The 23,066-nt window shown below is 62.9% G+C and carries 19 protein-coding genes; 8 read left to right on the top strand and 11 right to left on the bottom strand.

What is annotated here, in order from left to right; all coding sequences use genetic code 11:
- Positions 1-46: 46 nt before the first annotated feature.
- The 9 genes from AC07PQ_RS27250 to AC07PQ_RS27210 all read right to left on the bottom strand — a co-directional run bounded on the left by AC07PQ_RS27250 (position 47) and on the right by AC07PQ_RS27210 (position 14,042).
- Positions 47-3,616: a glycosyltransferase gene (locus AC07PQ_RS27250; protein WP_493186502.1), complete on the bottom strand. Its 3,570-nt coding sequence runs from the start codon at positions 3,614-3,616 to the stop codon at positions 47-49.
- Positions 3,617-3,736: 120 nt separating this feature from the next.
- Positions 3,737-5,311, bottom strand: a complete 1,575-nt coding sequence (locus tag AC07PQ_RS27245) for a flagellar hook-associated protein 3 (protein WP_101337154.1) — start codon at positions 5,309-5,311, stop codon at positions 3,737-3,739.
- Between the two features lie 13 nt (positions 5,312-5,324).
- Complete coding sequence (flgK, locus tag AC07PQ_RS27240; protein WP_493186503.1) at positions 5,325-7,376, bottom strand: flagellar hook-associated protein FlgK; 2,052 nt, start codon at positions 7,374-7,376, stop codon at positions 5,325-5,327.
- A 10-nt stretch (positions 7,377-7,386) separates the two neighbouring features.
- The gene (flgJ, locus tag AC07PQ_RS27235; protein WP_493186504.1) at positions 7,387-8,667 is read right to left on the bottom strand and encodes a flagellar assembly peptidoglycan hydrolase FlgJ; all 1,281 of its coding nucleotides are present in this window, start codon (positions 8,665-8,667) and stop codon (positions 7,387-7,389) included.
- A gap of 10 nt (positions 8,668-8,677) precedes the next feature.
- A complete protein-coding gene (locus tag AC07PQ_RS27230; protein WP_007922700.1) occupies positions 8,678-9,766 on the bottom strand; it encodes a flagellar basal body P-ring protein FlgI in 1,089 nt (362 codons plus the stop codon).
- 27 nt (positions 9,767-9,793) lie between these two features.
- A complete protein-coding gene (gene flgH / locus AC07PQ_RS27225) occupies positions 9,794-10,489 on the bottom strand; it encodes a flagellar basal body L-ring protein FlgH (protein WP_007922701.1) in 696 nt (231 codons plus the stop codon).
- Between the two features lie 51 nt (positions 10,490-10,540).
- Positions 10,541-11,326 (bottom strand): flagellar basal-body rod protein FlgG, encoded by a 786-nt coding sequence (flgG, locus tag AC07PQ_RS27220; RefSeq protein ID WP_007922702.1) that lies wholly within the window; start codon positions 11,324-11,326, stop codon positions 10,541-10,543.
- Between the two features lie 45 nt (positions 11,327-11,371).
- The gene (locus AC07PQ_RS27215; protein WP_007922703.1) at positions 11,372-12,112 is read right to left on the bottom strand and encodes a flagellar basal body rod protein FlgF; all 741 of its coding nucleotides are present in this window, start codon (positions 12,110-12,112) and stop codon (positions 11,372-11,374) included.
- Positions 12,113-12,476: 364 nt separating this feature from the next.
- Positions 12,477-14,042, bottom strand: coding sequence for a sigma-54-dependent phenylalanine hydroxylase transcriptional regulator PhhR (locus AC07PQ_RS27210; protein WP_007930099.1), 1,566 nt, complete (start codon positions 14,040-14,042; stop codon positions 12,477-12,479).
- A 305-nt stretch (positions 14,043-14,347) separates the two neighbouring features.
- Between AC07PQ_RS27210 and phhA the strand changes: the two genes are divergently transcribed.
- The 6 genes from phhA (at position 14,348) to AC07PQ_RS27180 (ending at position 18,691) form a co-directional block, all read left to right on the top strand.
- A complete protein-coding gene (gene phhA, locus AC07PQ_RS27205) occupies positions 14,348-15,139 on the top strand; it encodes a phenylalanine 4-monooxygenase (protein WP_007930098.1) in 792 nt (263 codons plus the stop codon).
- A 69-nt stretch (positions 15,140-15,208) separates the two neighbouring features.
- Positions 15,209-15,565 (top strand): 4a-hydroxytetrahydrobiopterin dehydratase, encoded by a 357-nt coding sequence (locus AC07PQ_RS27200; RefSeq protein ID WP_007930096.1) that lies wholly within the window; start codon positions 15,209-15,211, stop codon positions 15,563-15,565.
- A complete protein-coding gene (locus tag AC07PQ_RS27195; protein WP_087088926.1) occupies positions 15,565-16,758 on the top strand; it encodes an amino acid aminotransferase in 1,194 nt (397 codons plus the stop codon). Before AC07PQ_RS27200 ends, AC07PQ_RS27195 begins: the two co-directional genes overlap by 1 nt.
- 224 nt (positions 16,759-16,982) lie before the next feature.
- Positions 16,983-17,114, top strand: coding sequence for a hypothetical protein (locus tag AC07PQ_RS27190; protein WP_007930094.1), 132 nt, complete (start codon positions 16,983-16,985; stop codon positions 17,112-17,114).
- Positions 17,115-17,195: 81 nt separating this feature from the next.
- Positions 17,196-17,378, top strand: a complete 183-nt coding sequence (locus AC07PQ_RS27185) for a hypothetical protein (protein ID WP_007930093.1) — start codon at positions 17,196-17,198, stop codon at positions 17,376-17,378.
- A 113-nt stretch (positions 17,379-17,491) separates the two neighbouring features.
- Entirely contained in the window at positions 17,492-18,691 is a 1,200-nt protein-coding gene (locus AC07PQ_RS27180) for an MFS transporter (protein ID WP_123363769.1), read from the top strand.
- Here the strand turns inward: AC07PQ_RS27180 and arfB are convergent.
- Positions 18,688-19,101: an alternative ribosome rescue aminoacyl-tRNA hydrolase ArfB gene (arfB, locus tag AC07PQ_RS27175; protein WP_053260093.1), complete on the bottom strand. Its 414-nt coding sequence runs from the start codon at positions 19,099-19,101 to the stop codon at positions 18,688-18,690. The two genes, AC07PQ_RS27180 and arfB, sit on opposite strands and share 4 nt — an antisense overlap.
- Positions 19,102-19,205: 104 nt before the next feature.
- Positions 19,206-20,627, bottom strand: a complete 1,422-nt coding sequence (locus AC07PQ_RS27170) for an amino acid permease (RefSeq protein ID WP_007930090.1) — start codon at positions 20,625-20,627, stop codon at positions 19,206-19,208.
- A gap of 1,055 nt (positions 20,628-21,682) precedes the next feature.
- Between AC07PQ_RS27170 and AC07PQ_RS27165 the strand changes: the two genes are divergently transcribed.
- The gene (locus tag AC07PQ_RS27165; RefSeq protein ID WP_007930088.1) at positions 21,683-21,820 is read left to right on the top strand and encodes a hypothetical protein; all 138 of its coding nucleotides are present in this window, start codon (positions 21,683-21,685) and stop codon (positions 21,818-21,820) included.
- A gap of 70 nt (positions 21,821-21,890) precedes the next feature.
- Positions 21,891-22,850, top strand: a complete 960-nt coding sequence (locus AC07PQ_RS27160; protein WP_087088930.1) for a CgnE/CgnB domain-containing protein — start codon at positions 21,891-21,893, stop codon at positions 22,848-22,850.
- The last annotated feature ends 216 nt before the right edge of the window (positions 22,851-23,066 follow it).

Genomic DNA, 23,066 nt, shown 5'->3' with positions numbered 1-23,066 from the left:
AAAAGCCAGGCATCGAAAGCCTGGCTTGTTTAGTTGCCGCCCCGGATCAATCCGGCAACCACCCCTGCATCCACAGATTCAGGTTGTTGCCCCGCAGCATGTAGTCACGCAAGACTTCTTCGCGCAGCGCATCGCCCATGCGATAGCTGGCTTCAGGGTCGGCCAGGTGCATGCGGATCGCGCCGATCCATTCCTGGGTGCTGTTGCTTACGACCTTGGTACACGGCAGGTAGCCGCGATAGGCCTCGGTGTCGGTGCAGATCACCGGATAACCGCAGGCGCCGTATTCCAGAAGCCGCAGGTTGCTCTTGCAGTCGTTGAAGATGTGGAACTCCAGCGGCGCCAGGGCCAGGTCGAGATTGAGGCTGGCCAGTTTGAACGGATAGGCCTGCAGGCCTATCACCGGGTGGAACTCATGCACGTAGGGCCGCAACTCATCCGGGCACATGCCGAAGAACACCCACTCGACTTCATTGGCCAGCTCGCGCACTGTCTCGGCGATGATTTCCAGGTCGCCCGTATGGCTGGTGCCGCCGCCCCAGCCCACCCGCGGCTTGCGGGAGGTCCCGCGGCGGCTGGTGAGGGTAGCCCAGGGGTCGGCCGGCAACATGTTCGGCACCACACGGATATCGCTGTGCATGCTCGACAAGACATCGGCCAGCGGCTGGGTGGTCACCACCACGCGGTCACACAGGGCTATGCCCTGGCGCAGCATCTCTTCGGTATTCAGCGGCTGGTTGCGCGCATGGGTGTTTTTCTTCGGCGCGCTGACCACATAGTCGTCGAGTTCAAAGACCCGCAGCGCACTGGAATACTTCTTCATGCGCAGGATGTCGCTCACCGCACCGTCGCTGTAGCGGCATTGCAGGATGATCGAGTCCGGGGCGATACGCTCGATTTCCACGGTCGAGGGCGATTCATAGGCCACCCGGCCAATCAGCCTGCCCGTCGCCTCCAGTTCGGCCAGCGGCGCCGTGACCCGATAGTGGCCCACCGCTGAACTGTTGACCGGCAAACCCAGTACCAGCGGCACAGCGCGGCTACAGAACGGATTCCAGTTATTGCGCAGGCCAGCCTCCAGACTGAAACTGGAGTAGCCCAGGCTCAACGCCGGGTTGTACGCCGGGTCGCGGGCGATTTTCGGCATCCAGCGACGATAGAATGTATCGTGCTCGCGCTCCTGCAAGGCCAATTGCCCGGGCTCTTGCGATACCTCGCGGGCGGCGGTCAGCAGCACGCTGGCATACGGCGTCCAGACCACCAGATAGCCGTTGTCATTGATCCGCAGGCACAGGTCGACATCACCCAGCCCGGAAACGTAATGGACCTCGTCGAGCCCACCGACGCTGTCGAACACTTCCTTGCGCACCATCAGGCAATCGCCGCTGACCGCACTCCAGCTCTGCGGCACCTGCAGACGCTGCATGTAACCGCGGGCACTGGCGGCTTCGCCATAAAACGGCGAGCTTGCCGCCCCGGCCAGGCCAAGAATCAGCCCGGCATGCATGATCGAACCGTCCAGGCCGAGCATCCGCGCACCGACCACACCGACCTCCGGACGCTGGGCATGATTGAGCAATTCGTCCAGCCAGTCGCCAGCGCCAATCAGGCTGTTCGCGCTGAGCAGCAACAGGTATTCGCCACGAGCCTGTTGCGCCGCGTAATTGCCAGTCGCCGCACCGCCAGCACCGGCAAAACGCAGCACCCGCAGCATGTCCGCGCCCAGTTGCGCCATGGCCTGCAACCAGTCCGCCATGGCCGGGTCGCGGCTGCCACTGTCGACGATCAGGATCTCGTAATGGCTGTAGGCGGTCTTCTCGATCAGGCTCTCGGTGCAACGCTGCAGCGCTGCCAGCGAATCCCCGGCCTGGATGATGATCGAGACCAGCGGCCGCCGCGAGTGCAGATAGTCGATGTGGTTGATCAGTGGCAGCTCGTCGTGGCCGATCCGGTGCTCCACGCCGATGCGTTCCAGATGCGCACCGACCAGCCCGGCATTGCCCTCGATCACCTCGGGCAACGACAACCAGTCGGCATAGTTGAACAGCGATTCGAGCTGGATTTCGGCGATGTGCTCGATGGTTTGCGGCCCGGCTTCCTCTACCAGACGCCACAGCAGATCGTGGGGCGCCAGCTCGCCGAAATGCGCCTGGAACCCGCCCAGGGCCATGAAGCGCTGGCGCTCGAAGGCCAGAGCCCGCCCGACATAGGGATAGCCGCGCATCAGATCCAGGTTGAAGTCGGGCTTGAATACCGGGTCGCTGGATTCGCCGTCGACCAGCGCGCCTTCGTCGCTGTAGATGCACAGGGCGCCCGGGATCCCGGCGATGCGCTCGGCGAGGATCAGCAGCGCCGATTCCTTCAGGGTGTCGCCGGCGCGCAGCAGGTAAAACCAGTGGCAGCCTTCCAGTTGCGGCACCAGCGCATTGAGCTGCTGTGGCCACTGCGTTTCCAGCGGCAGTTGCAGCACGCGTTCGTGCTCCGCGCACTCGGCATCGGACAGGACCAGGATCGCCTGCGGCGCATACAACTGCTGCGCCAGGCTCTGCAAGGTCGACTCCAGGGCCACGCCATCGGCAGCCACGTCGATCACAATGGGCACGATCTGCGGTCGCACCGGCCAGCTGCCGATTCGCTGCGGCAAATTGCGCTTCTCGGTCTCGGAGAAAGAGCGGATCGCCAGCCACTCCTGGTAGAACTCGGCATAACTTTCGCTCTCGCCGCCGACCCGACCACTGACCACGGTGTTGCGGTTGCCGAGCACCCGGGTCACGCAGAGTTCGTCCCACTGCCAGGATGGCTCGGACATTTTTGCCAGGTCGACAGAACGCACCCAGCCCGAGGCCGGGGCCGACTCGCCGCTGCGCGCGGCGAGCATCTGCGCCAGCCAGTCCCATTCAAGCTTCTCCGCCCGCTGCATTTCCGGCTGCTTGCTCAAGCGTTCCGGATACAGGCGCTCAGTGCTCAGCACGGTGTTGAGTAGCGCAAGGTTGCCACGCCGCATCAGGCACACGAACAGCGCCAGATCCAGCAGCGCGACAAACCCCGCGCCCTCTTGCGTCAAGGCCGGCAGCAGCTCGCGCACATCGGCGCGGCGCATCAGGGTCGAACTGAAATTGCCGAGGAAGTTGCGCGGCGTGCTCTCGAGGATCGCCAGCATGTCGTCGCCCTTGAGCATGGCGTCATTCGGCGACAACCGGGCGTTCTCGACCCGCGGCGGCAGAATGAAGTTGCCGGCGTCGCTCATCATGCGCAAGCCGCAGACCAGATTGATCTCGGGATGATCGACCAGCACCTGGGCCTGCATGGCAATGCTCGGGGCGAACAGGCGGTCATCATCGCAGAGAATCTTGATCAGCTCGCCCTGCGCCTCTTCGACGCAGCGCAGCAGGTTCTTCTGCATGCCCAGGCGCCGTGGGTTGCGCAGATAACGCACCGGATGGGGCGGCTCGGAGATGGCGTCCACCGCCTGACGGATCTCATCACCGGCCGAGTCGTCGCAGATGACGATTTCGACCCGCTCCCAGGTCTGGGCCAGCGCACTCTCGAACGCCTGGCTGAAGAAGCGCGGATTGAAGGCAGGGATGACGATGCTGACTAGCGGGCGTTGATTCACGACGGGAAACTCTCGAGCGGCGGGCCCGGCCTGGTCAGGCGGGCCGCAGAACCGCTTAATGAAGACGGTTGACGGCTCGACGGCGCGGCCGCGCTCACAGGAGCGCGACCGGGCTCAGGCTCAGACCTTGTTGAACAGGCCCAGCTGGGCAATCTTGCTGAAGGCCAGTTGCGAGGCTTGCAGCATGGTCTGTTGCAGGGTCAGGCGGGTCATCACCTCGGCCGGGTCGGAATCACGTATCGCCGACTGGGTCTGGGTGTTGGCCGAGCTCAGGCTCAGGTTGGTTTCGTTCTGAATCTCCAGCGCCGAACCCCGACCACCGATATCACTGACCGCGCTCGCCACCTGGTTGGCGCCGCTGGCCAGATTGGCCATCCCCGCCTGCAACCCCGCGTTGAGTTTCTGGATGGCGATCGGATCACCGTTGGTCGGTGTATCCAGCACCGTACGCAGCTGGCTAATGGTGTCGAGGACGTTCTGGGTCTGGTGGTTGTTGACCGCCACCACATACTGGTCGCCCGCCGCCGGCGTACCGCTGAAGGTGAAGCCCACGCCAGACGCCGTGGCAGTGGAGCCGGCCATGGTGCCGGTGGAAACCGGCTTGCTGTCGGCGGTCAACGGCGACGCGTACAGCTCGTAGTCGGTGGCGCTGGTGAACTTGAGGATCGCACCACCGCTCGGGAAGCTGGCGTTGTAGGCGTTGCTGTTGCTGACGCTGGCACCAGTGACTACCGCGGTCGACGGGTTGCCCGGACTGCGTGAGACGTTGAAGGAATCGGGCTTGGCCGCCAGGGTGAAGCTGTGACCGGCGATCTCCGTGTTCGGGGGGGTAGCATCGCCGGGTTTCAGGTTGATGCTCAAACGCAGATCGACGCCGCGGAAACTGACGGTCTGCGCTTCTGCGCCTTTGCTGGAGCTGAAGGAGCCATTCTGGCTGGCTTCGGATGTCACGTCGTTGCCGGCGCTGTCGGTGATCTTGAACTGAGTACTGCTGAGGAAGCTGATGGTGTACGGCTCGCCGCTGCGGAACTCGCTGTTGTACTTCGGATTCGAAGACACCTGGCCGTTGGACAGCGTCACCCGGCCATCATCCACCGCCGGGGCGGTCATGCTGACCTGACTGCGGCTGGTGTTGATGGCTTGCTGGAAGGCGGCCCAGCCAGTGGTGTTGGTGGCCATGGACATAGTGTCGCCCACCGGCAGGTTCAGCGTGGTCTGGTCACCATTGTAACTGTAGGTGCCGTCGGAGTTGCGGGTGAACGGCACGGTGTCGCCCTGGGAGCCGGCAAAAATGTACTTGCCGTTTTCATCCTGGGTATTCATCAGGCTCAACAGCTGCTCTTCGATCTGCGCCAGCTCGGCGGCGTTGGCCTTGCGGTCGGCGTCAGTGTAACCGGCGTTGCCGGCTCCGCTCGCCAGTTCCTGGGCACGCGCCAGAACGCTGGTGATGCTGGTCAGGACCGATTCGGCCTGGCCCAGGGACGCCTTGATCGAGGTGGTGTTGGCCGAATACTGGCTCAGCAGCGAAGCCTGCTGGCCCAGTTGCAGCAGGCGCGAGGCGCCTACCGGATCGTCGGCCGCGGTGTTGACGCGAATCAGGCTGCTGGCCTCTTCGCTGCTCTTGACCGCATTGGCGAAATTCTTCTGGTAGTTGGCAGCCGAGGACTCGTAAAACTGGGCGGTGGAAATACGCATGGACTACGACTCCTTAAAGGCTGTTGATCAGGGTGGCGAAGGTTTCCTGCGCCGCCTTGATGATCTGCGAGGACGCGGTGTAGTACTGCTGGTACTTGACCAGGTTGCCGGTCTCTTGATCCAGGTCGACCCCGGACAACGAATCCCGCGCGCCCTTGGCGTTGGCCAGGATCGTCTCGGTGGCCGCGCTGTCGAGCTTGCCCTGGCTGGCCTTGGCACCGACGTTCTCCACCAGCTTGCCGTAGGCATCGACCAGGGTGATGCCCTTGCTGGCCGAACCGGTATCCACCGTCTGCTTGCTCTGCAGGCCCGCCAGGGCGGTGCCGTTGCGGTTGTCGGTGGAACCGGCGCCATTGAACTTGACGTTCAGCCCTTCGCCTTCCTTCGGCGAACCGGCGACGCTCATTTCCACGGTGAAGGTTTTCTGCACCGGCGGTGTGCCGCCGTCGGTGATCGGGTTGCCGCTGGCATCGACCATCTTGATCTGCAGGTTCAGGGTGTTGTTCTGCCCCGGGACGATCGAACCGGTGCCCATCAACGTGCCCTTGGCATCGTAGTATTTGTAGCCCTGGCTGCCGCCCGCGGGGGCGTCGAAGACCAGCTTGACCGGTACCGAATTCTTGATCGCGGTCTGCATCTCGGTTTTGGCGGCCGAGTTGTAGATGTCCAGCGCCGGCTTGACTGTCGGCAGGCCCGGAATACTCAGCGAACCGGTGGCCCCCGGCAGTACCTCGGCATTCAGCGGCGCGGCGATGGCCAGGCGCTTGGCGTCGGTCAGCTCGGTCTTGATAGTGGTGGCCGCGTTACGGGTCGGGGTGATCTTGAAACTGTCGCCGGCGCTCATCGCCCCGCCGTTGAGGCTCAGGGTGAAACCGTCGATCACCGGTGGCGGCGTGGTGGTGGTGCTGAACGCGCCCAGGCTGGTGCCGTCGGAGCGCTTGACCGTGTAGTCGGTGGCGCTGGTGAAGGTCACCTGGTAGTCGCTGATGGTCAGCTTGCCGGTGTCCTTGATGGTCACGTCGAGGTTGCCGGAGCCTGCGCTGTTGTTGCCGTTGGCAATGCTGCGCTGGCTGATCAGGGCCGCACTGTTGATGTTGTTGAACAGTGCCGCGCCGAACTCGCCGTTCTTGTCGATACCTTGTCCGAGCTGGCTGTTGACCTGGTCGGCGATCACCAGGGCCACGCGCCCCAGTTCGTTCATCGCCGGGTCCAGCACCTCGTTGCGATAGCGCAACAGGCCGCCGATCTCGCCACCGGTGACCACCGAGGTCACATCGATAGTGCTCGAGCCGCGATTGAGCTGCAGCGAGGAACGGGTCGGGTCGGTCTTTCCGGGGACCACTTCCAGCTTGCTGGTGGTGTTACCCACGACCAGCGGCTGGCCGCTGCCCAGGTACAGGTCGACGCTCGAGCCGCGCTCCGAGACATCCACCTTGACGAACTGCGACAGCTGGCGCAGCGTCTCGTTGCGCTCGTCAAGCAGGTTGTTGGGCATGCCGCCGCCACCGGAGACTTCGGAAATCTTCTGGTTCAGCAGGGCGACAGTGGCCGCCAGCTTGTTGACCTGGTCAGCCATGCTGCTCAGGTTGCCGTTGATGTTGGCGTTCTGCTCGTTCAATTGGCTGGAAACCGAGTTGAAGCGGTTGCTCAGGGCTTGCGCATCGCTGAGCAGCAATTGGCGCGAGGCGTCGTCGGTCGGCTTGGCGTTGACGTTCTGCATCGAGGCAAAGAACTTGGTCAGCGCGCCGGTGATACCGGTGCCGCTGTCCGACAGCAGCTTGTCCACCGGGGTGATCTGCCCCAGGTAGGCGGCGGCATCGCTGTTCAGCGAGGTGGTGGTCTGCAGCTGGGCGTCCAGATAGCTGTTGTACACCCGGCGCACGTCGGCCAGGGTGGTACCGCTGCCGATGAAGACATTGCCGTACTGGTTCGAAGCCTTGCTGCCCTGCACGGTCTGCTGGCGCGAATAACCGGCGGTATCGGCGTGGGCGATGTTGTTACCCGTGGTCATCAACGACATTTGGCTGGCTGACAGCCCCGACATCCCGATATTGAGCAAACTCATGATTCAGACCTTATAAATTCGTGGAAGCGCCCGCCGCAGCGTAGTTCTCGTAGCTCTTCATCTGCTTGGCAATCTGCGAAATCTTGCTTGCGTAGTCCGGGTCGGTTGCATACCCGGCCTTTTGCAACTCGCGTACAAACTGTTCGGGGTTATCGGCCGACTTCAGCACTTCTTGATAGCGATTATTGCTCTGCAACAAGGTCACCAAGTCGTGGAAGCTGTCCTGATACGAGGCATAGGAACGGAACTCGGCCGTCTCCTTGACCATCTGGCCATTTCTGAATTCGCTGGTGATCGCCCGCGCCTGGTCGCCCTTCCAACTGCTGCCGGCCTTGATGCCGAACAGGTTGTGGCTGCTGCTGCCGTCCTGCTGGCGCATCACCGATTTGCCCCAGCCGGTTTCCAGCGCGGCCTGGGCGACCAGGTAGCGCGGATCGACACCGATGCGGTCGGCGGCCCGCTGCGCCATCGGCAGCATGGTGGCGACGAATTCGTCCGCCGAGCTGAAGGCTTTCTTCGCCGGCGCCAACGGTGGCTGGGCCACGGCGCGACCGTAGATCTGCATGCGTCCGTGGGGCACCGCGGCAAAGCTGCGCGAGCTGTTCTTGACCAGCGCGTCGGTAGCGGCCGTGGTGCGTTCCGGCAAGGCCGTCCGGTTGGCGGCGGCACTGTCGGCCGACGGCACGATGCCCGCCAGCAGGCGATCGGTCAGCTTGCTCGGCAGGGAAATACGCCGCTGATTGAGCAGCGCCATATCGTTATGGGGACCGCTGTCGGCGGCGCGCTGCGGTTCCAGTGCACGAGACGCCCACAACGGGCGCTGACCATTGACCCGCGACAACGGCCCGCCCAAAGCGGTGGTGCCGGCAGCGATGGCGGTTGGCGTCGCGACCTTTTCAGTCAGCGCGACCTTTTCAGCCTGGGCGCCGGGCAGGGTCGCCGCCGCGGCAGGATTAGTAGACTTGTTCTTCGACATCTGGCGCATCAGCACATCGGCCAGGCCGATGCCACCGCCCTCGCGGGACATGGAAACCGCCAGTTGCTGGTCGTACATTTCCTGGTATTGCTTGGCCGCCGGGGTGTTGAGCGGGTTGTCCTTGCCCAGCGCTTCGGTGGCCGAACGCATGGACTTGAGCATTTCGTTGAGGAACAGCGACTCGAACTCCTGCGCCACCTTGCGCATGTTGGCGTCGCTGTTCTTGTCGCCGACCTTGAGCTGGTTAAGCCGGTTGAGGTCCGAGTAGGAACCCGAATCGCCGCTGCTGACCAGACCGCTCTTGCGAATATCCATGGCCCCTACCTCAAATCACGATCAGGTCGGCTTGCAGCGCGCCGGCCTGTTTCAAGGCTTCGAGGATCGCCATCAGGTCGCCCGGTGCCGCGCCGACCTGGTTCACCGCACGCACGATTTCGTCGAGGGTGGTGCCCGGGCCGAACTTGAACATCGGCTTGGCTTCCTGTTCGGCGTTGACCCGCGAGCGTGGCACGACCGCGGTCTGGCCATTGGACAGCGGGCCAGGCTGGCTGACGATCGGGTCTTCGGTGATGGTCACGGTAAGGCTGCCGTGAGTCACGGCGGCTGGCGACACCTTGACGTTCTGGCCGATGACGATAGTGCCGGTGCGCGAGTTGATGATGACCTTGGCCACCGCCTGCCCCGGATCGACTTCCAGGTTCTCGAGGATCGACAGATAGTCGACGCGCTGGCTCGGATCGAGCGGCGCGGTAACGCGAATCGAACCGCCGTCGATGGCCTGGGCCACGCCCGGGCCGAGCATGTCGTTGATCTTGTCGACGATGCGCTTGGCGGTGGTGAAGTCGGAACGGTTGAGGTTCAGGGTCAGGCTGTTGCCCTGGTTGAAACCGCTCGGTACCGCGCGCTCCACCGAGGCACCGCCAGGGATGCGACCGGCCGACGGAACGTTGACCGTGATCTTCGAACCGTCACGCCCCTCGGCGTCGAAACCGCCCACCACCAGGTTGCCCTGGGCGATGGCGTAGACGTTGCCGTCGATCCCCTTGAGTGGCGTCAGCAGCAAGGTGCCACCGCGCAGGCTCTTGGAGTTGCCGATGGAGGACACGGTGATATCCACCTGCTGCCCCGGCTTGGCGAACGCTGGCAGATCGGCGCTCACCGATACCGCCGCGACGTTCTTCAACTGCACATTGCCGGAGCCCGGCGGCACCTTGATGCCGAACTGCGACAGCATGTTGTTGAAGGTCTGCAGGGTGAAGGGTGTCTGGGTCGTCTGGTCGCCGGTGCCGTTAAGCCCGACCACCAGGCCGTAGCCGATCAACTGGTTGGAACGCACGCCGGAAATACTGGCGATGTCCTTCAGCCGTTCGGCTTGAACGTTGCAGGCCGCCGAGAGCAACAGCGCGGCCAGCATGAGGCGTTTGAAATTCAACGTAGCCACCTAGAAAGGGAACAGCGGGCTGAGGAAGAAACGGTCGAACCAGCCCGGCTGGCTCGCATCGGCAAAGGCACCGGTGCCCGAATAGGTGATGCGGGCGTCGGCGACGCGGGTCGAGGAAACCGTGTTGTCGGTGGCGATATCGTCGGCGCGCACCAGGCCGGCAATGCGCACCAGCTCGTCGCCGGTGTTGAGGGTCAGCCACTTCTCGCCGCGCACGGCGATGATGCCGTTGGGCAGCACGTCGGCCACCGTCACGGTGATCGAACCGGTCAGGCTGTTGCTCTGGCCGGACTTGCTGTCGCCCTTGGTGGCCCGGTCGCCGCTGTAACCGACGTCCAGGCTCAGGTCGCCGCCGCCCACCGGGTTATTGGTGCTCAGGCCGCCACCGAAAAACGAGGTCAGGCCGATGCCGGTCTTGCTGTTTTTGTCGACCTGCGAGTTGGCATTCTTGCTCGCCTGGGTCCGCTCGTTGAGGGTGATGGTGATGATGTCGCCCACGCGGAACGCCTTGCGGTCGCTGTAGAGGTTCTGCTCGAAGCCGGCCTGGTAGATCGAGCCGTTGTTGGCCGCAGCCGGCAACGGAGTACGTGGCAACACCGGAGCGTAATACGGGTCATTGGGCTTCGGCGTCGGGGCCACGCAGCCTCCGAGCACGACGAACCCACTCAGTGCGAGAACAGATACAAAGCGATTCATGACCCTACCTCATGGTGTTGCAGGCGGCCGCTGGGCCGCCCCAGGACTTGATTACAGATTCTGCGTGACGAACGAGAGCATCTGGTCGGCGGTGGAGATCACCTTGGAGTTCATCTCGTAGGCGCGCTGGGTGGTGATCATGTTGACCATCTCCTCAACGGTGCTGACGTTGGAGGTTTCCAGGGTGTTCTGCAGGGTGGTGCCGAAACCGTTGAGGCCCGGGGTACCGACTTGCGGCGCGCCGCTGGCGGCGGTTTCCAGGAACAGGTTGTTGCCCGTCGCTTGCAGGCCGGCCGGGTTGATGAAGTCAGCGGTCTGCAGGTTGCCGATCACTTGCGAGGCCGGGTTGCCGGCTGTGGTGATCGAGACGGTGCCGTCCTGGCCCACGGTGAAGGTCTGGGCGTCGTCCGGCACGACGATCGTCGGTTCCAAGGCGAAACCGCTGGCGGTGACGATCTGGCCGTTGCGGTTGAGGTGGAAGGTGCCGTCACGGGTATAGGAAGTGGTGCCGTCCGGTTGCAGGACCTGGAAGAAACCGCGGCCGTTGATGGCCATGTCCAGCGGCTGCTCGGTGGTCTGCAGGCTGCCGGCGGTGAAGTTCTTCTGGGTGCCGACGATGCGCACACCGGTACCCAGTTGCAGGCCCGACGGCAGCTCGCTGTCCTGGGTCGACTGGGCGCCAGGCTGACGCTTGATCTGATACAGCAGGTCCTGGAACTCGGCGCGATCACGTTTGAAACCCGTGGTCGAAACGTTCGCCAGGTTGTTGGAAATGGTGGTCAGGTTAGTGTCCTGGGCGGACAGACCTGTTTTGGCAACCCACAGAGCCGGAAGCATTCGATTCTCCTCGTGCGCCTGTTTTACGGCGCGACGTACTGGTAATTAGCTGATCTGCAAGACCCGAGCCATGGCCTGGTCGTCTTCTTTGGCGGTGTTCATCATCTTGATGTGCAGCTCGAACTGCTTGGAGAGCGCCAGCACCGAGGTCATTTCCTCGACCGCATTGACGTTGCTCGACTCGAGGAATCCCGAGACCAGTTGCACATTGGCGTCAGCCGCTGCCGGCTGGCCGTCCTTGGTATGGATCGAACCGTCCAGACCCTTGGTCATGTTCTTCAGGTCCGGGTTGACCAGCTTGATGCGGTCGACCTCGGCCATCACCCGTGGGCCTTCGCCCATGGCGCGGATGCTGATGGTGCCGTCCTGGCCGACTTCCACCTGCTGCTCCGGCGGCACGGCGATCGGGCCGCCGTTGCCGATCACCGGCATGCCGTTGCCGGCGCGCAGCACGCCCAGGGCGTCGATGTTCAGGCTGCCGGTGCGCACGTAGCTTTCACCGCCCTCCGGGGTCTGCACGGCGATCCAGCCATTGCCGCTGACCGCCACGTCGAGGTCGCGACCGGTTTCCACCAGCGAGCCCGGGGTGAAATCGGTAGCCGGCCGTTCGGACATGGCAAAGGCCCGCGCCGGAAAGCTGTCACCAAACACCGGCATCGAACGCGCCTGCTCCAGGTCGCGCTGGAAACCGTTGGTGGAGATGTTCGCCAGGTTGTTGGCATGCGCCTTTTGCGCCAGCGCATTCTGGCTGGCACCGGTCATGGCCACATAAAGGTACTTGTCCACAGTCTTTCCTCTGCATGTCGGACGTTTGCCGTCCACCGCTGTACTGCTGAGCCATAAGCAATAAGCGCACCAACTTGTTTTTCGGGCGGCCGAAGGCAGGAAATCCGGGAACTTGAGGGCGTTCGAAGGGAATCGGTCGATTGTGTCAAAGACGAAAAACCGGCGCAGATATGCCGCTTACGGCAAGCCTCGGCCTCCAGGGCACTCCCCTGCCTCGCCGCTGCTCCTGTAGCCGCTGCCGCAGGCTGCGATCGAGGCCGCAGGACTCGCAAGGCTGGCAACGCATGACCTCGACCCGATCGCAGGCTTAAGGCCTGGCGCCTGCTGCGCAGCCGATAGCAGCCTTCAGCAGCGGCTACAGGATTCAGTTTTCGTCGGTGTTCTTGCCGACTTCGTATTCGCGCAGTTTGTTGGCGATGGTGGTGTGCGACACGCCCAGGCGCTTGCCCAGCTGGCGGCTGCTGGGGTGCTCGGAATACAGGCGTTCGAGCACCGCCTTTTCGAAGCGCCCGACGATGTCGTCGAGCCCGCCTTCCAGGGAGAAGTCACCAAGGGGTTGGCGCACGCCATAGTCCGGCAGGCGGATGTGCTCGGCCTTGACCGTGCCGCCGTCGCACAGGGACACCGCCTGGAACAGCACGTTTTCCAGCTGCCGCACGTTGCCCGGCCAGTGGTAATGACTGAGGCGCTCCATGGCCGCCGGCGCCAGCCTGGGCAAGGCGCAGCCGATCTGCCGGCTGGCCTGGTCGAGGAAGTGCTCCACCAGCGGTGTCAGGCCGTCGAGGCACTCGCGCAGCGGCGGGATGTGCAACGACAAGACGTTGAGGCGGTGATACAGGTCCTGGCGGAACTCGCCGCGGGCGCACAGCTCGGACAAATCGACCTGGGTCGCACAGATCACCCGCACGTCCAGGTACACCTCTTCGTCGCTACCGACCCGACGGAAGCAGCCGTCCTGCAGAAAACGCAGGAGCTTGACCTGCAAGCGCGGGCTCATCTCGCCCACCCCATCGAGAAACAGCGTGCCGCCGGCGGTCAGTTCCAGCAGCCCGAGCTTGCCTTCGGCCCGCGCACCTTCGAAGGCCCCCGGCCCGTAGCCGAACAGCTCGGTCTCGGCCATGGATTCCGGCAGGCCAGCGCAGTTGAGCGCCATCAGCGGCGATTGCCCGCGCGGGCTGGCCAGGTGGCAGGCGCGCGCCAGCAGTTCCTTGCCGGTGCCGGTCTCGCCCTCGATCAGCAGCGGCGCGTCCAGCGGTGCCATGCGCCGCGCTTCGCGGACCACCGCGGCCATGACTTTCGAACTCTGGAAGATGCTGTCGAACCCGCGCAACTCCTGCTTGCGCACGTTATAGATGCGCTCGCCGACCCGGTCCGCGCGGTGCAGCGTCAGCACCGCGCCGGCCATGGCCTCGCTGTCGTCGTGCTCCGATTGCAGCGGCGCGATGTCCGCCAGAAACACGTCACCCTTGACCTTGACCCGCAGGCCGTTGATCCGCGATTTGTTGGCCCGTACCAGTTCCGGCAGGTCGAAATCCTCGGCATAGCGCGACAGCGGAATCCCCGGCACCTCGTCCACTCGCACGCCCAACAGCTGCGCCGCCGCGCGGTTGGCGGCGACGATGGAACCGCCCATGTCGATGGACAACACCGGAAACTCCAGGGCCCCAAGCAAGGCATTGAGCTCCATGTGCCGCCGCTCGCTGGGCATCAGCCCGACCCGCTTGACCCCGAACACCCCGGCGATCGACTCGAACTTCGGCCGCAATGCCTGGAACTGTAGATTGATCAGGTTCGGACAATGCAGGTAGATGGCATTGCCATGCTCGCCGCCCACCTCGCCCCGGGCCACGTTGATGCCGTACTCCACCAGCAGGTTGAGAATGTCGCGCAGGATGCCGATGCGATTCTGGCAGTGGACTTTGATACGCATAGAAGGAAGGCCCGAGACAGGTAATGGAGGGCGTGAATGCCAGAAAGCGGCGTTTTTGACACCGTCCGACAGGAACTTTCTGCGGTGTGACGCAGATAATCGTCAAGATTATGTGACAGTCACCGGCCTTTTCAAATCGACTATTCTCAGTAATAGCGGACCTGCAACGCTTTCGTAACGAAAACTTTACGAAATCAGCCCTGATCCGCCCATTACGTTCACGTCAACCTGCTGCATGGGCTGCAACCTTGGGTTATCTCTAGCGTCAACTGATAACAAGAAGCAGCCCCTGACAGGAGAGCAGCATGAAGCAGACGCAGTACGTGGCCCGCGAGCCCGACGCGCAAGGTTTTATCCACTACCCCGATGAAGAACACGCGGTGTGGAACACCCTGATCACCCGTCAGTTGAAAGTGATCGAGGGTCGCGCGTGCCAGGAATACCTGGACGGCATCGAGAAACTCGGCCTGCCCCACGACCGCATCCCGCAGCTGGGCGAAATCAACAAGGTGCTGGGCGCAACCACCGGCTGGCAGGTCGCCCGGGTGCCGGCGCTGATTCCCTTCCAGACCTTCTTCGAATTGCTCGCCAGCAAACAGTTTCCGGTCGCGACCTTTATTCGTACCCGCGAAGAACTGGACTACCTGCAAGAGCCGGACATCTTTCACGAGATCTTTGGCCACTGCCCACTGCTGACCAACCCCTGGTTCGCCGAATTCACCCACACCTACGGCAAGCTCGGCCTGCAGGCCACCAAGGAAGAACGGGTGTACCTGGCGCGCCTGTACTGGATGACCATCGAATTCGGCCTGCTGGACACCCCGCAAGGCCAGCGCATCTACGGCGGCGGCATCCTCTCCTCGCCGAAGGAAACCGTCTACTGCCTGTCGGACGTGCCCGAGCACCAGGCCTTCGACCCGCTGGAAGCGATGCGCACCCCGTACCGCATCGACATCCTGCAACCCATCTACTTTGTGCTGCCCAACCTCAAGCGCCTGTTCGACCTGGCCCATGAAGACATCATGGCCCTGGTGCACCAGGGCATGCAGATGGGCCTGCACGCCCCCAAGTTTCCGCCCAAACCCAAGGCGGCCTGAGCGCCCTGCCCTCGCGCGGCGCTCATAAAACCCGTAATTTCCAACAAGAACCGATTTCAGGAACCCACCATGACCGCTCTCAACCAAGCCCATTGCGAAGCCTGCCGCGCCGATGCCCCACAAGTCAGCGACGAAGAGCTGCCGGTACTGATCAAGCAGATCCCCGACTGGAACATCGAAGTGCGCGATGGCGTCATGCAACTGGAAAAAGTCTTCCTGTTCAAAAACTTCAAGTTCGCCCTGGCCTTTACCAACGCAATGGGTGAAATTTCCGAGGCAGAAGGTCATCATCCTGGCCTGCTCACCGAATGGGGCAAGGTCACCGTGACCTGGTGGAGCCACTCCATCAAGGGCCTGCACCGCAACGACTTCATCATGGCCGCTCGCACCGACGAAGTGGCCAAGACCGCAGAAGGACGCAAGTAATGCATTTCGACGCCATAGGCCGAGTACCCGGCGACCCGATTCTTGGCCTGATGGAGGCCTATGCGTCGGACAGCAACCCACGCAAGTTCGACCTCGGCGTCGGTGTCTACAAGGATTCCCAGGGCCTGACGCCGATCCCTCGGTCGGTCAAGCTGGCCGAGCAGCGCCTGGTCGACCGGCAGACCACCAAGATCTACATCGGCGGCCACGGCGACGCGGCCTTTGGCAAGGTGATCAATGAACTGGTGCTGGGCGCCGATTCGCAACTGATCGCCGAACGCCGCGCCGGCGCCACCCAGACCCCGGGCGGCACCGGCGCACTGCGCCTGAGCGCCGACTTCATCGCCCACTGCCTGCCGGGCCGTGGCGTGTGGTTGAGCAATCCGACCTGGCCGATCCACGAAACCATCTTTGCCGCCGCCGGCATCCAGGTCAGCCACTACCCTTACGTCGGCAGCGACAACCGCCTCGACGTCGAGGCCATGCTGGCGACCCTGAACCAGGTGCCCAAGGGCGACGTGGTACTGCTGCACGCTTGCTGCCACAACCCCACCGGTTTCGACCTGAGCCACGACGACTGGCATCGGGTGCTGGACGTGGTGCGCAGCCGCAACCTGCTGCCGCTGATCGACTTCGCCTACCAGGGCTTCGGCGACGGCCTGGAGCAGGATGCCTGGGCGGTACGGCTGTTCGCGGCCGAACTGCCCGAGCTGCTGATCACCAGTTCCTGCTCGAAGAACTTCGGCCTGTACCGCGACCGCACCGGCGCGCTGATCGTCTGCACCCGGGACGCGGAAAAGCTGCTGGACGTACGCAGCCAGCTGGCCCACATCGCCCGCAACCTGTGGTCCACCCCGCCGGATCACGGCGCCGCGGTGGTCGCCACCATCCTCGGCGACCCGGAGCTGAAAAGCCTCTGGGCCGACGAAGTGGAAGCCATGCGCCTGCGCATCGCCCAGTTGCGTTCAGGCCTGGTGGAGGCGCTGCAACCCTTCGGCCTGGCCGAGCGCTTCGCCCATATCGGCGTGCAACGCGGGATGTTCTCCTACACCGGCCTGACGCCGGAGCAGGTCGGCAAACTGCGCGATCAGCACAGCGTGTACATGGTCAGCTCCGGCCGGGCCAACGTCGCCGGCATCGACGCCACCCGCCTGGACCTGCTGGCCGAAGCCATCGCCGAAGTCTGCAAGTGACACCCTGATCGCGAGCAAGCTCGCTCCTACAAAAGCACCTGCCTGTAGGAGCAAGCTTGCTCGCGATGCTCTTCAACGATCCCCCGCCCGATGAAACTCCTTTCATCCTAAAAGCCGTGATAAAAATCTTTTTGTCATTTCCAGTGCTGTATCCTGCCCAGGCTTTTTAAAAGCGCGGATCTACCCAGCGATTTAAAAAACAGACCTTGCGAGGAGCAACGAACATGCACGAGATTCCTAATCTCCCCTTCCCAAGCCTGCACGAAACTGAGCAGACAACCCCGCAACAAGCCGGCGCCCAACAGCCCGAGCCGAAAGAAGCCGCACCCGGTCACAAGGCCGACAGCGAAGACTGACCGCAACACCCAGACAGTGTGGAAAGCGCTCTTTGATGCGCTTTCCACACCGCCTGAAACCCGCTTTCGAGAACCGCCTCCATGACCGACGCCTTCAGCGAAACCCAAGCCAGCGTGCTGATCGGCACCGCCGAAAAGATGATCGAGATCTGGAACCGCCTGACGCCGGAAAAACAGGCCGCCCTGCTGGCGCGCTTCGGCACCCAGGAAAACGCCCTGGCCGCCCTGGTCACCACGCAATTGCTGGCCCCTGTAAAAGCCTGAGCCTGCCGCGCGCAAAAAAGTGCGGATGGGCATCGATTTCTCCACCTGAATCGTTTCAACCCTCGGTATCATAAGCAGCCTATCTATCTCTGCCGCGTCCGTGGACCTTTCCCATGCCAGATACCCAGCGCCCCTTGGCGGTCACGCTGCAAGTCGTCTCCATCGTCCTTTTCACCTTTATCGGCTACCTGAACATCGGCATCCCCCTGGCCGTGCTGCCGGGCTACGTGCACAGCGAACTGGGCTTTGGCGCGGTGATCGCCGGGCTGGTGATCAGCGTGCAATACCTGGCCACCCTGCTCAGCCGCCCCTATGCCGGGAAGATCATCGACAACCTGGGCAGCAAGCGCGCGGTGATGTACGGCCTGGCCGGCTGCGGCCTGAGCGGGGTGTTCATGCTGTTGTCGGCATGGCTGCACAGCTTGCCGGTGCTGAGCCTGGCCAGCCTGCTGGTCGGGCGCCTGGTGCTGGGCAGCGCCGAGAGCCTGGTGGGCTCGGGCTCCATCGGCTGGGGCATCGGCCGCGTCGGCGCGCAGAACACCGCCAAGGTGATTTCCTGGAACGGCATCGCCAGCTATGGCGCGCTGGCCGTCGGCGCGCCGCTGGGGGTGTTGCTGGTGGATCGCCTGGGGCTGTGGAGCATGGGCGTGAGCATCATCCTCCTGGCGCTCCTGGGCCTGGCGCTGGCCTGGCCGAAACTGGCGGCGCCGATCGTCGCCGGCGAGCGCTTGCCATTTATCCATGTCCTGGGCCGGGTATTCCCCCACGGCTGCGGCCTGGCCCTGGGCTCGATCGGCTTTGGCACCATCGCCACCTTCATCACCCTGTATTACGCCACGCAGAACTGGTCCAACGCGGTGCTGTGCCTGAGCCTGTTCGGTGCCAGCTTTATCGGCGCGCGCCTGCTGTTCGGCAACCTGATCAACCGCCTCGGCGGCTTTCGCGTGGCAATCGCCTGTCTGTCGGTGGAAACCCTGGGCCTGTTGCTGTTGTGGCTGGCGCCGGATGCCCATTGGGCGCTGGCCGGCGCGGCGTTGAGCGGCTTCGGCTTCTCCCTGGTGTTCCCGGCGCTGGGGGTGGAAGCGGTCAACCTGGTTCCCGCCTCCAGCCGTGGCGCGGCGGTGGGTGCCTATTCGCTGTTCATCGACCTGTCGCTGGGAATCACCGGACCGCTGGCCGGGGCGATCGCCGCCGGTTTCGGTTTTGCCTCGATCTTCCTGTTCGCCGCCCTCGCCGCCTGCAGCGGTTTGCTGCTGAGCCTCTACCTGTACCGCCAGGCGCCGAAGTATCGCGAGGAGCGCGGCGAGCGTTAGTAGTCGACCTTGCCGCGGCCGGCCTTGATGTTGCCGCGCTTGCTCTTGGACTCCAGGCGCCGGGTCTTCGAGCCCAGGGTCGGCTTGGTCGGCCGGCGCTTCTTCTCCACCTTGATGGCACTGAGGATCAGCTCCACCAGACGCTCCAGGGCATCGGCGCGGTTCTGTTCCTGGGTCCGGTATTGCTGGGCCTTGATGACGATCACCCCGTCGCTGGTAATGCGACTGTCGCGCAGTGCCAGCAACCGCTCCTTGTAGAACGGCGGCAGCGACGAGGCCGGAATGTCGAAGCGCAGGTGCACCGCGCTGGAGACCTTGTTGACGTTCTGCCCACCCGCGCCTTGCGCGCGAATGGCGGTCAACTCGATCTCGGCATCCGGCAGATGCACGTTGTTGGAAATCACCAGCATGGAAAAGGCATCCGCTTTCAGGGCGTTCAGGATACCGCGCCTGCGGATTTGCAGCGCCCACAAAAAACCCGGCCAAAGCCGGGTTTTCCGTTACCGCGCGAGCCTCACTTCAGCGAAGCGTTGGCCGCCTGCAGGCTATGCTGCGCGCTGCGCTTGTTCTTGATGCCGTAGCAGACCCACATGAAAGCGACCCAGACCGGAATCGCGTACACCGAGATCTGGATGCCCGGGATCATCAGCATGATGCCGAGGATGAACACCACAAACGCCAGGCAGACGTAGTTGCCGTAGGGGTACCACAGCGCCTTGAACAGCGGCGATTGTTTCGTGCGGTTCATGTGCTGACGGAACTTGAAGTGCGAGTAGCTGATCATCGCCCAGTTGATCACCAGGGTCGCGACCACCAGCGACATCAGCAGCTCCAGGGCGTGCTGTGGGATCAGGTAGTTGAGCACCACGGCAACGAAGGTCACCACCGCCGAGGCCAGGATCGACATCACCGGCACGCCGCGCTTGTCGATCTTCGCCAGGACTTTCGGCGCGTCACCCTGTTCGGCCATGCCCAGCAGCATGCGGCTGTTGCAGTAGGTACCGCTGTTGTACACCGACAAGGCCGCGGTCAGGACCACGAAGTTGAGGATGTGCGCCGCGGTATCGCTGCCCAGCATCGAGAACACCTGGACGAACGGGCTGCCGCTGTAGGCATCGCCGGAGGCATTCAGGGTCTCCAGCAGGCTGTTCCATGGGGTCAGGGACAACAGCACGACCAGGGCACCGATGTAGAAAATCAGGATGCGGTAGATCACCTGGTTGATGGCCTTGGGAATCACGGTCTTCGGCTTGTCGGCCTCGGCCGCGGTAAACCCGAGCATCTCCAGGCCGCCGAAGGAGAACATGATGATCGCCATGGCCATCACCAGGCCGCTGACGCCATTGGGGAAGAACCCGCCGTGCTCCCACAGGTTGCTCACCGAAGCCTGCGGGCCGCCGTGACCGCTGACCAGCAGGTAGCTGCCCAGGGCGATCATGCCGACGATGGCCACCACCTTGATGATCGCGAACCAGAACTCGGCTTCACCGAAGACTTTGACGTTGGCCAGGTTGATCAGGTTGATCAGCACGAAGAACGCCGCGGCCGAGGCCCAGGTCGGCACGTCCGGCCACCAGTAGTGCACGTACTTGCCGACCGCGGTCAGCTCCGACATACCCACCAGGATGTACAGAATCCAGCAGTTCCAGCCCGACAGGAAACCGGCGAAACCGCCCCAGTACTTGTGCGCGAAATGGCTGAAGGAACCGGCCACCGGTTCTTCGACGATCATCTCGCCGAGCTGGCGCATGATCATGAAAGCGATGAAGCCGCAGATGGCGTAGCCGAGGATCATCGACGGCCCGGCCGACTTGAGCACGCCGGCGGAGCCCAGGAACAATCCGGTACCGATCGCGCCGCCCAGGGCGATCAGTTGAATATGGCGATTTTTCAGGCCGCGCTTCAGCTCGCCTGAATGCGAGTTTTGTCCACTCATGAAAAGGGTCTCACGCAAGGTTTGATGATGTTCGATAGACGTTGCAGCCGACAGCAGGCTTAAGCAGCGCGGATCAAACCCCAGCGCAGGCACCAGGAGTTCAGCGTTTGTTTAACGGTCATGCGTCACCTGTTTGTTTTTATCTGTGACGAAATCGAACCCACCACGCTTGTGACGCGGCGGAGTGAACAAGGCGGATAGCCTTGAGATTATTGGCCTTGGGAGCGTGTCTCGAGCATTCGAGCCAGAGCTCGTCACGCGTCGAAACCAGTCGTTGAGGCGCAAAATGCGCGGATACGCAGTTGGGTCACAGTTAAAACGCCGCGCATTGTACACCCCTGACTCCCTGCCGCCAGACGCGGCTTATCAGCACGTCGGGTGCCGGAATCGCACGGGGCCAACTCGATGCTCGGCATCGGCGGCAAGGTTCGGGACAGACCCGTCGGGGTCGTCGACGAAGGTACGACAGCAATCGCCCTTCGGAGGGAATCGGTTGAGGTGAGCCACGGCGTTCATTGCGCCTCCTTCTTGTTATGCACCTGCACACAGGCATGGGCTGCATCACACCTGCCTTGAGGCCGCGGAACAAGCGGCTTGGAGCCCGGCGGCGGGCTGTATCGAGGCAACAACGGAAGGTTTTTCTTACAGCGCCGAGCAAGGGTCGATTCGATGAATCGATAGCGGGTTTTTCGTAAGTATTTCTTTACAAGGCGGAACGTATTTTTTCCACTTCAGATCAGTGACATCGGCGACTGCAAATTGACGGCCAGCGTTTTTTTATCTGTCTGTTCGCTCAGCTTTTTGTTTTTTCTTGATAATTTTCCAGCACAAAAACAGAAAAAAAAGTTCAATAAAAATAATTCAATTATTTTTTTGCATTTCAAAAAACCCTGGACTAGGTTTCCAGCCACTTGCCGGACCACACCCCCGGCAAGCCGAGCGGCCACGTTGAGCAGTTGGGGCTTTCAAGCACTCCCCGTAGAACGCCCGAGCCGTCTCACCGACTGCTTATCCGAAACTGCTTTTATCCGAAAAAGTCATCTAGGAGATTCACGATGCAAGCACTGGAAAAAGACTTGGACACTGAACTGCAACTGGACGATTGGTTTGAAGCAGCGACCCACGAGGCCGCGGTGGAAATGATGCAGGCCGACGCGGTAGTACCGTTCGGCACGGCGATGTGGCCTTTGTAAAAAGGGCCTTCAGGCAGGAGCGGCCCGGCGGTCGCCCCTGCCTCCATCCGCTGTCTGTCAGGGAGGATCCATGGACAACACCGCTGCCATCCGGCATTTCCTTTACTACCTCGAACACCACCCGGCCCTGGCCGAGCGCCAGAGCGCCAGGGTCCTGATCGGCCACACCGCCGAATATGCCGCCACCAGCGCCGCCATCATCGAGCAGGCCGGTGAGCCCTTCAGTTTCACAGCCCTGCGCCTCGACCTCGAACCCACCTCGGCGCTGGCCCAGGCCATCGCCGACTGCGATCTGTATATCTTCTTCTACGACTCCTCCACCCTCTCGCCGCCCCGCCCGCAAGGCCCGGAGTTCATCCAGGCGCTGCAGGGCGTGATGGCCGAGAACTGGAAGAAGTCGCTGCTGTTCAAGGACTACGGCGACTACTTCTACGACACCTTCAGCGTCGAGCCGCAACGCATCGCCGAGCTCAACGCGACCCTGATCCAGCATATGTCCGAGGCCACCACCCTGAGCTTTCGCGACGACCACGGTTCGTACTTCGAAGCGCCGCTGGACAGCATCAAGAAGTGGACCAACATCAACGGCGTGGGCAACTACGACCTGGCCCCCGGAGAAATCGCCAGCCACAGCGAGGCCATCAATGGCCGGGTGAAATTCGTCGGCACCTTCCTCGGCACCATCCCCTTCGCGCGCAAGTACGGCGTGCTGCAATCGCCGCTGGAACTGTGGATCGAGAACTCCACCATCAGCCGCATCGCCACCGACGTGCCGGGGCTGGCGGATGACTTCAACAAATACCTGGATGCCAACCCATCCAACCGGCGCATCGAGGAACTGGGCATCGGCACCAACGAAGGAGTGAAAGACCTCTACGCGCGCAACTCGGGTTTCGAGGAGCGCCATTGCGGCCTGCACTTGGGGCTGGGCGGTGGCGCCAAGGGCAGCCATCACCTGGACCTGATCTTTGCCAGCGGGGTACTGGCGCTGGACGACAAGCCGGTGTTCGATGGCAGGTTCGTGTTCTGAGCCTGTAGCCGCTGGCGCCGCCTGCGATCGGCTGCGTAGCAGTCGCAAGATTCCGGAACGCGAATAGCCCGCCAGACCTCTGTTGACGGCTTTTACGGCCGCTACGTCGGAATGCCGTCCAGCCCGATCGCAGGCTTCGCCAGCGGCTACATAGAGGCAAAAAAAACGCCAACCCTGAGGTTGGCGTTTTTTCTTGTCGCTTACAGCTTGCGGCTC

Source organism: Pseudomonas sp. GW821-FHT09E12 (assembly GCF_059416085.1).
The sequence above is the reverse complement of the archived record's forward strand: the minus strand, read 5'-3'. Positions and strand labels throughout refer to the sequence as shown.

Bases quoted from the DNA above. Each gene is read 5' to 3' on its own strand.
- AC07PQ_RS27210 (WP_007930099.1), bottom strand. From the start codon at position 14,042: ATGCGTATCAAAGTCCACTGCCAGAATCGCATCGGCATCCTGCGCGAC.
- AC07PQ_RS27165 (WP_007930088.1), top strand. From the start codon at position 21,683: ATGCAAGCACTGGAAAAAGACTTGGACACTGAACTGCAACTGGACGAT.
- flgG (WP_007922702.1), bottom strand. From the start codon at position 11,326: ATGCTTCCGGCTCTGTGGGTTGCCAAAACAGGTCTGTCCGCCCAGGAC.
- AC07PQ_RS27230 (WP_007922700.1), bottom strand. From the start codon at position 9,766: ATGCTGGCCGCGCTGTTGCTCTCGGCGGCCTGCAACGTTCAAGCCGAA.
- AC07PQ_RS27185 (WP_007930093.1), top strand. From the start codon at position 17,196: ATGACCGACGCCTTCAGCGAAACCCAAGCCAGCGTGCTGATCGGCACC.
- arfB (WP_053260093.1), bottom strand. From the start codon at position 19,101: ATGCTGGTGATTTCCAACAACGTGCATCTGCCGGATGCCGAGATCGAG.
- flgK (WP_493186503.1), bottom strand. From the start codon at position 7,376: ATGAGTTTGCTCAATATCGGGATGTCGGGGCTGTCAGCCAGCCAAATG.
- AC07PQ_RS27160 (WP_087088930.1), top strand. From the start codon at position 21,891: ATGGACAACACCGCTGCCATCCGGCATTTCCTTTACTACCTCGAACAC.
- AC07PQ_RS27180 (WP_123363769.1), top strand. From the start codon at position 17,492: ATGCCAGATACCCAGCGCCCCTTGGCGGTCACGCTGCAAGTCGTCTCC.
- flgJ (WP_493186504.1), bottom strand. From the start codon at position 8,667: ATGGATATTCGCAAGAGCGGTCTGGTCAGCAGCGGCGATTCGGGTTCC.
- AC07PQ_RS27200 (WP_007930096.1), top strand. From the start codon at position 15,209: ATGACCGCTCTCAACCAAGCCCATTGCGAAGCCTGCCGCGCCGATGCC.
- AC07PQ_RS27170 (WP_007930090.1), bottom strand. From the start codon at position 20,627: ATGAGTGGACAAAACTCGCATTCAGGCGAGCTGAAGCGCGGCCTGAAA.
- flgH (WP_007922701.1), bottom strand. From the start codon at position 10,489: ATGAATCGCTTTGTATCTGTTCTCGCACTGAGTGGGTTCGTCGTGCTC.
- AC07PQ_RS27190 (WP_007930094.1), top strand. From the start codon at position 16,983: ATGCACGAGATTCCTAATCTCCCCTTCCCAAGCCTGCACGAAACTGAG.
- phhA (WP_007930098.1), top strand. From the start codon at position 14,348: ATGAAGCAGACGCAGTACGTGGCCCGCGAGCCCGACGCGCAAGGTTTT.
- AC07PQ_RS27245 (WP_101337154.1), bottom strand. From the start codon at position 5,311: ATGCGTATTTCCACCGCCCAGTTTTACGAGTCCTCGGCTGCCAACTAC.
- AC07PQ_RS27195 (WP_087088926.1), top strand. From the start codon at position 15,565: ATGCATTTCGACGCCATAGGCCGAGTACCCGGCGACCCGATTCTTGGC.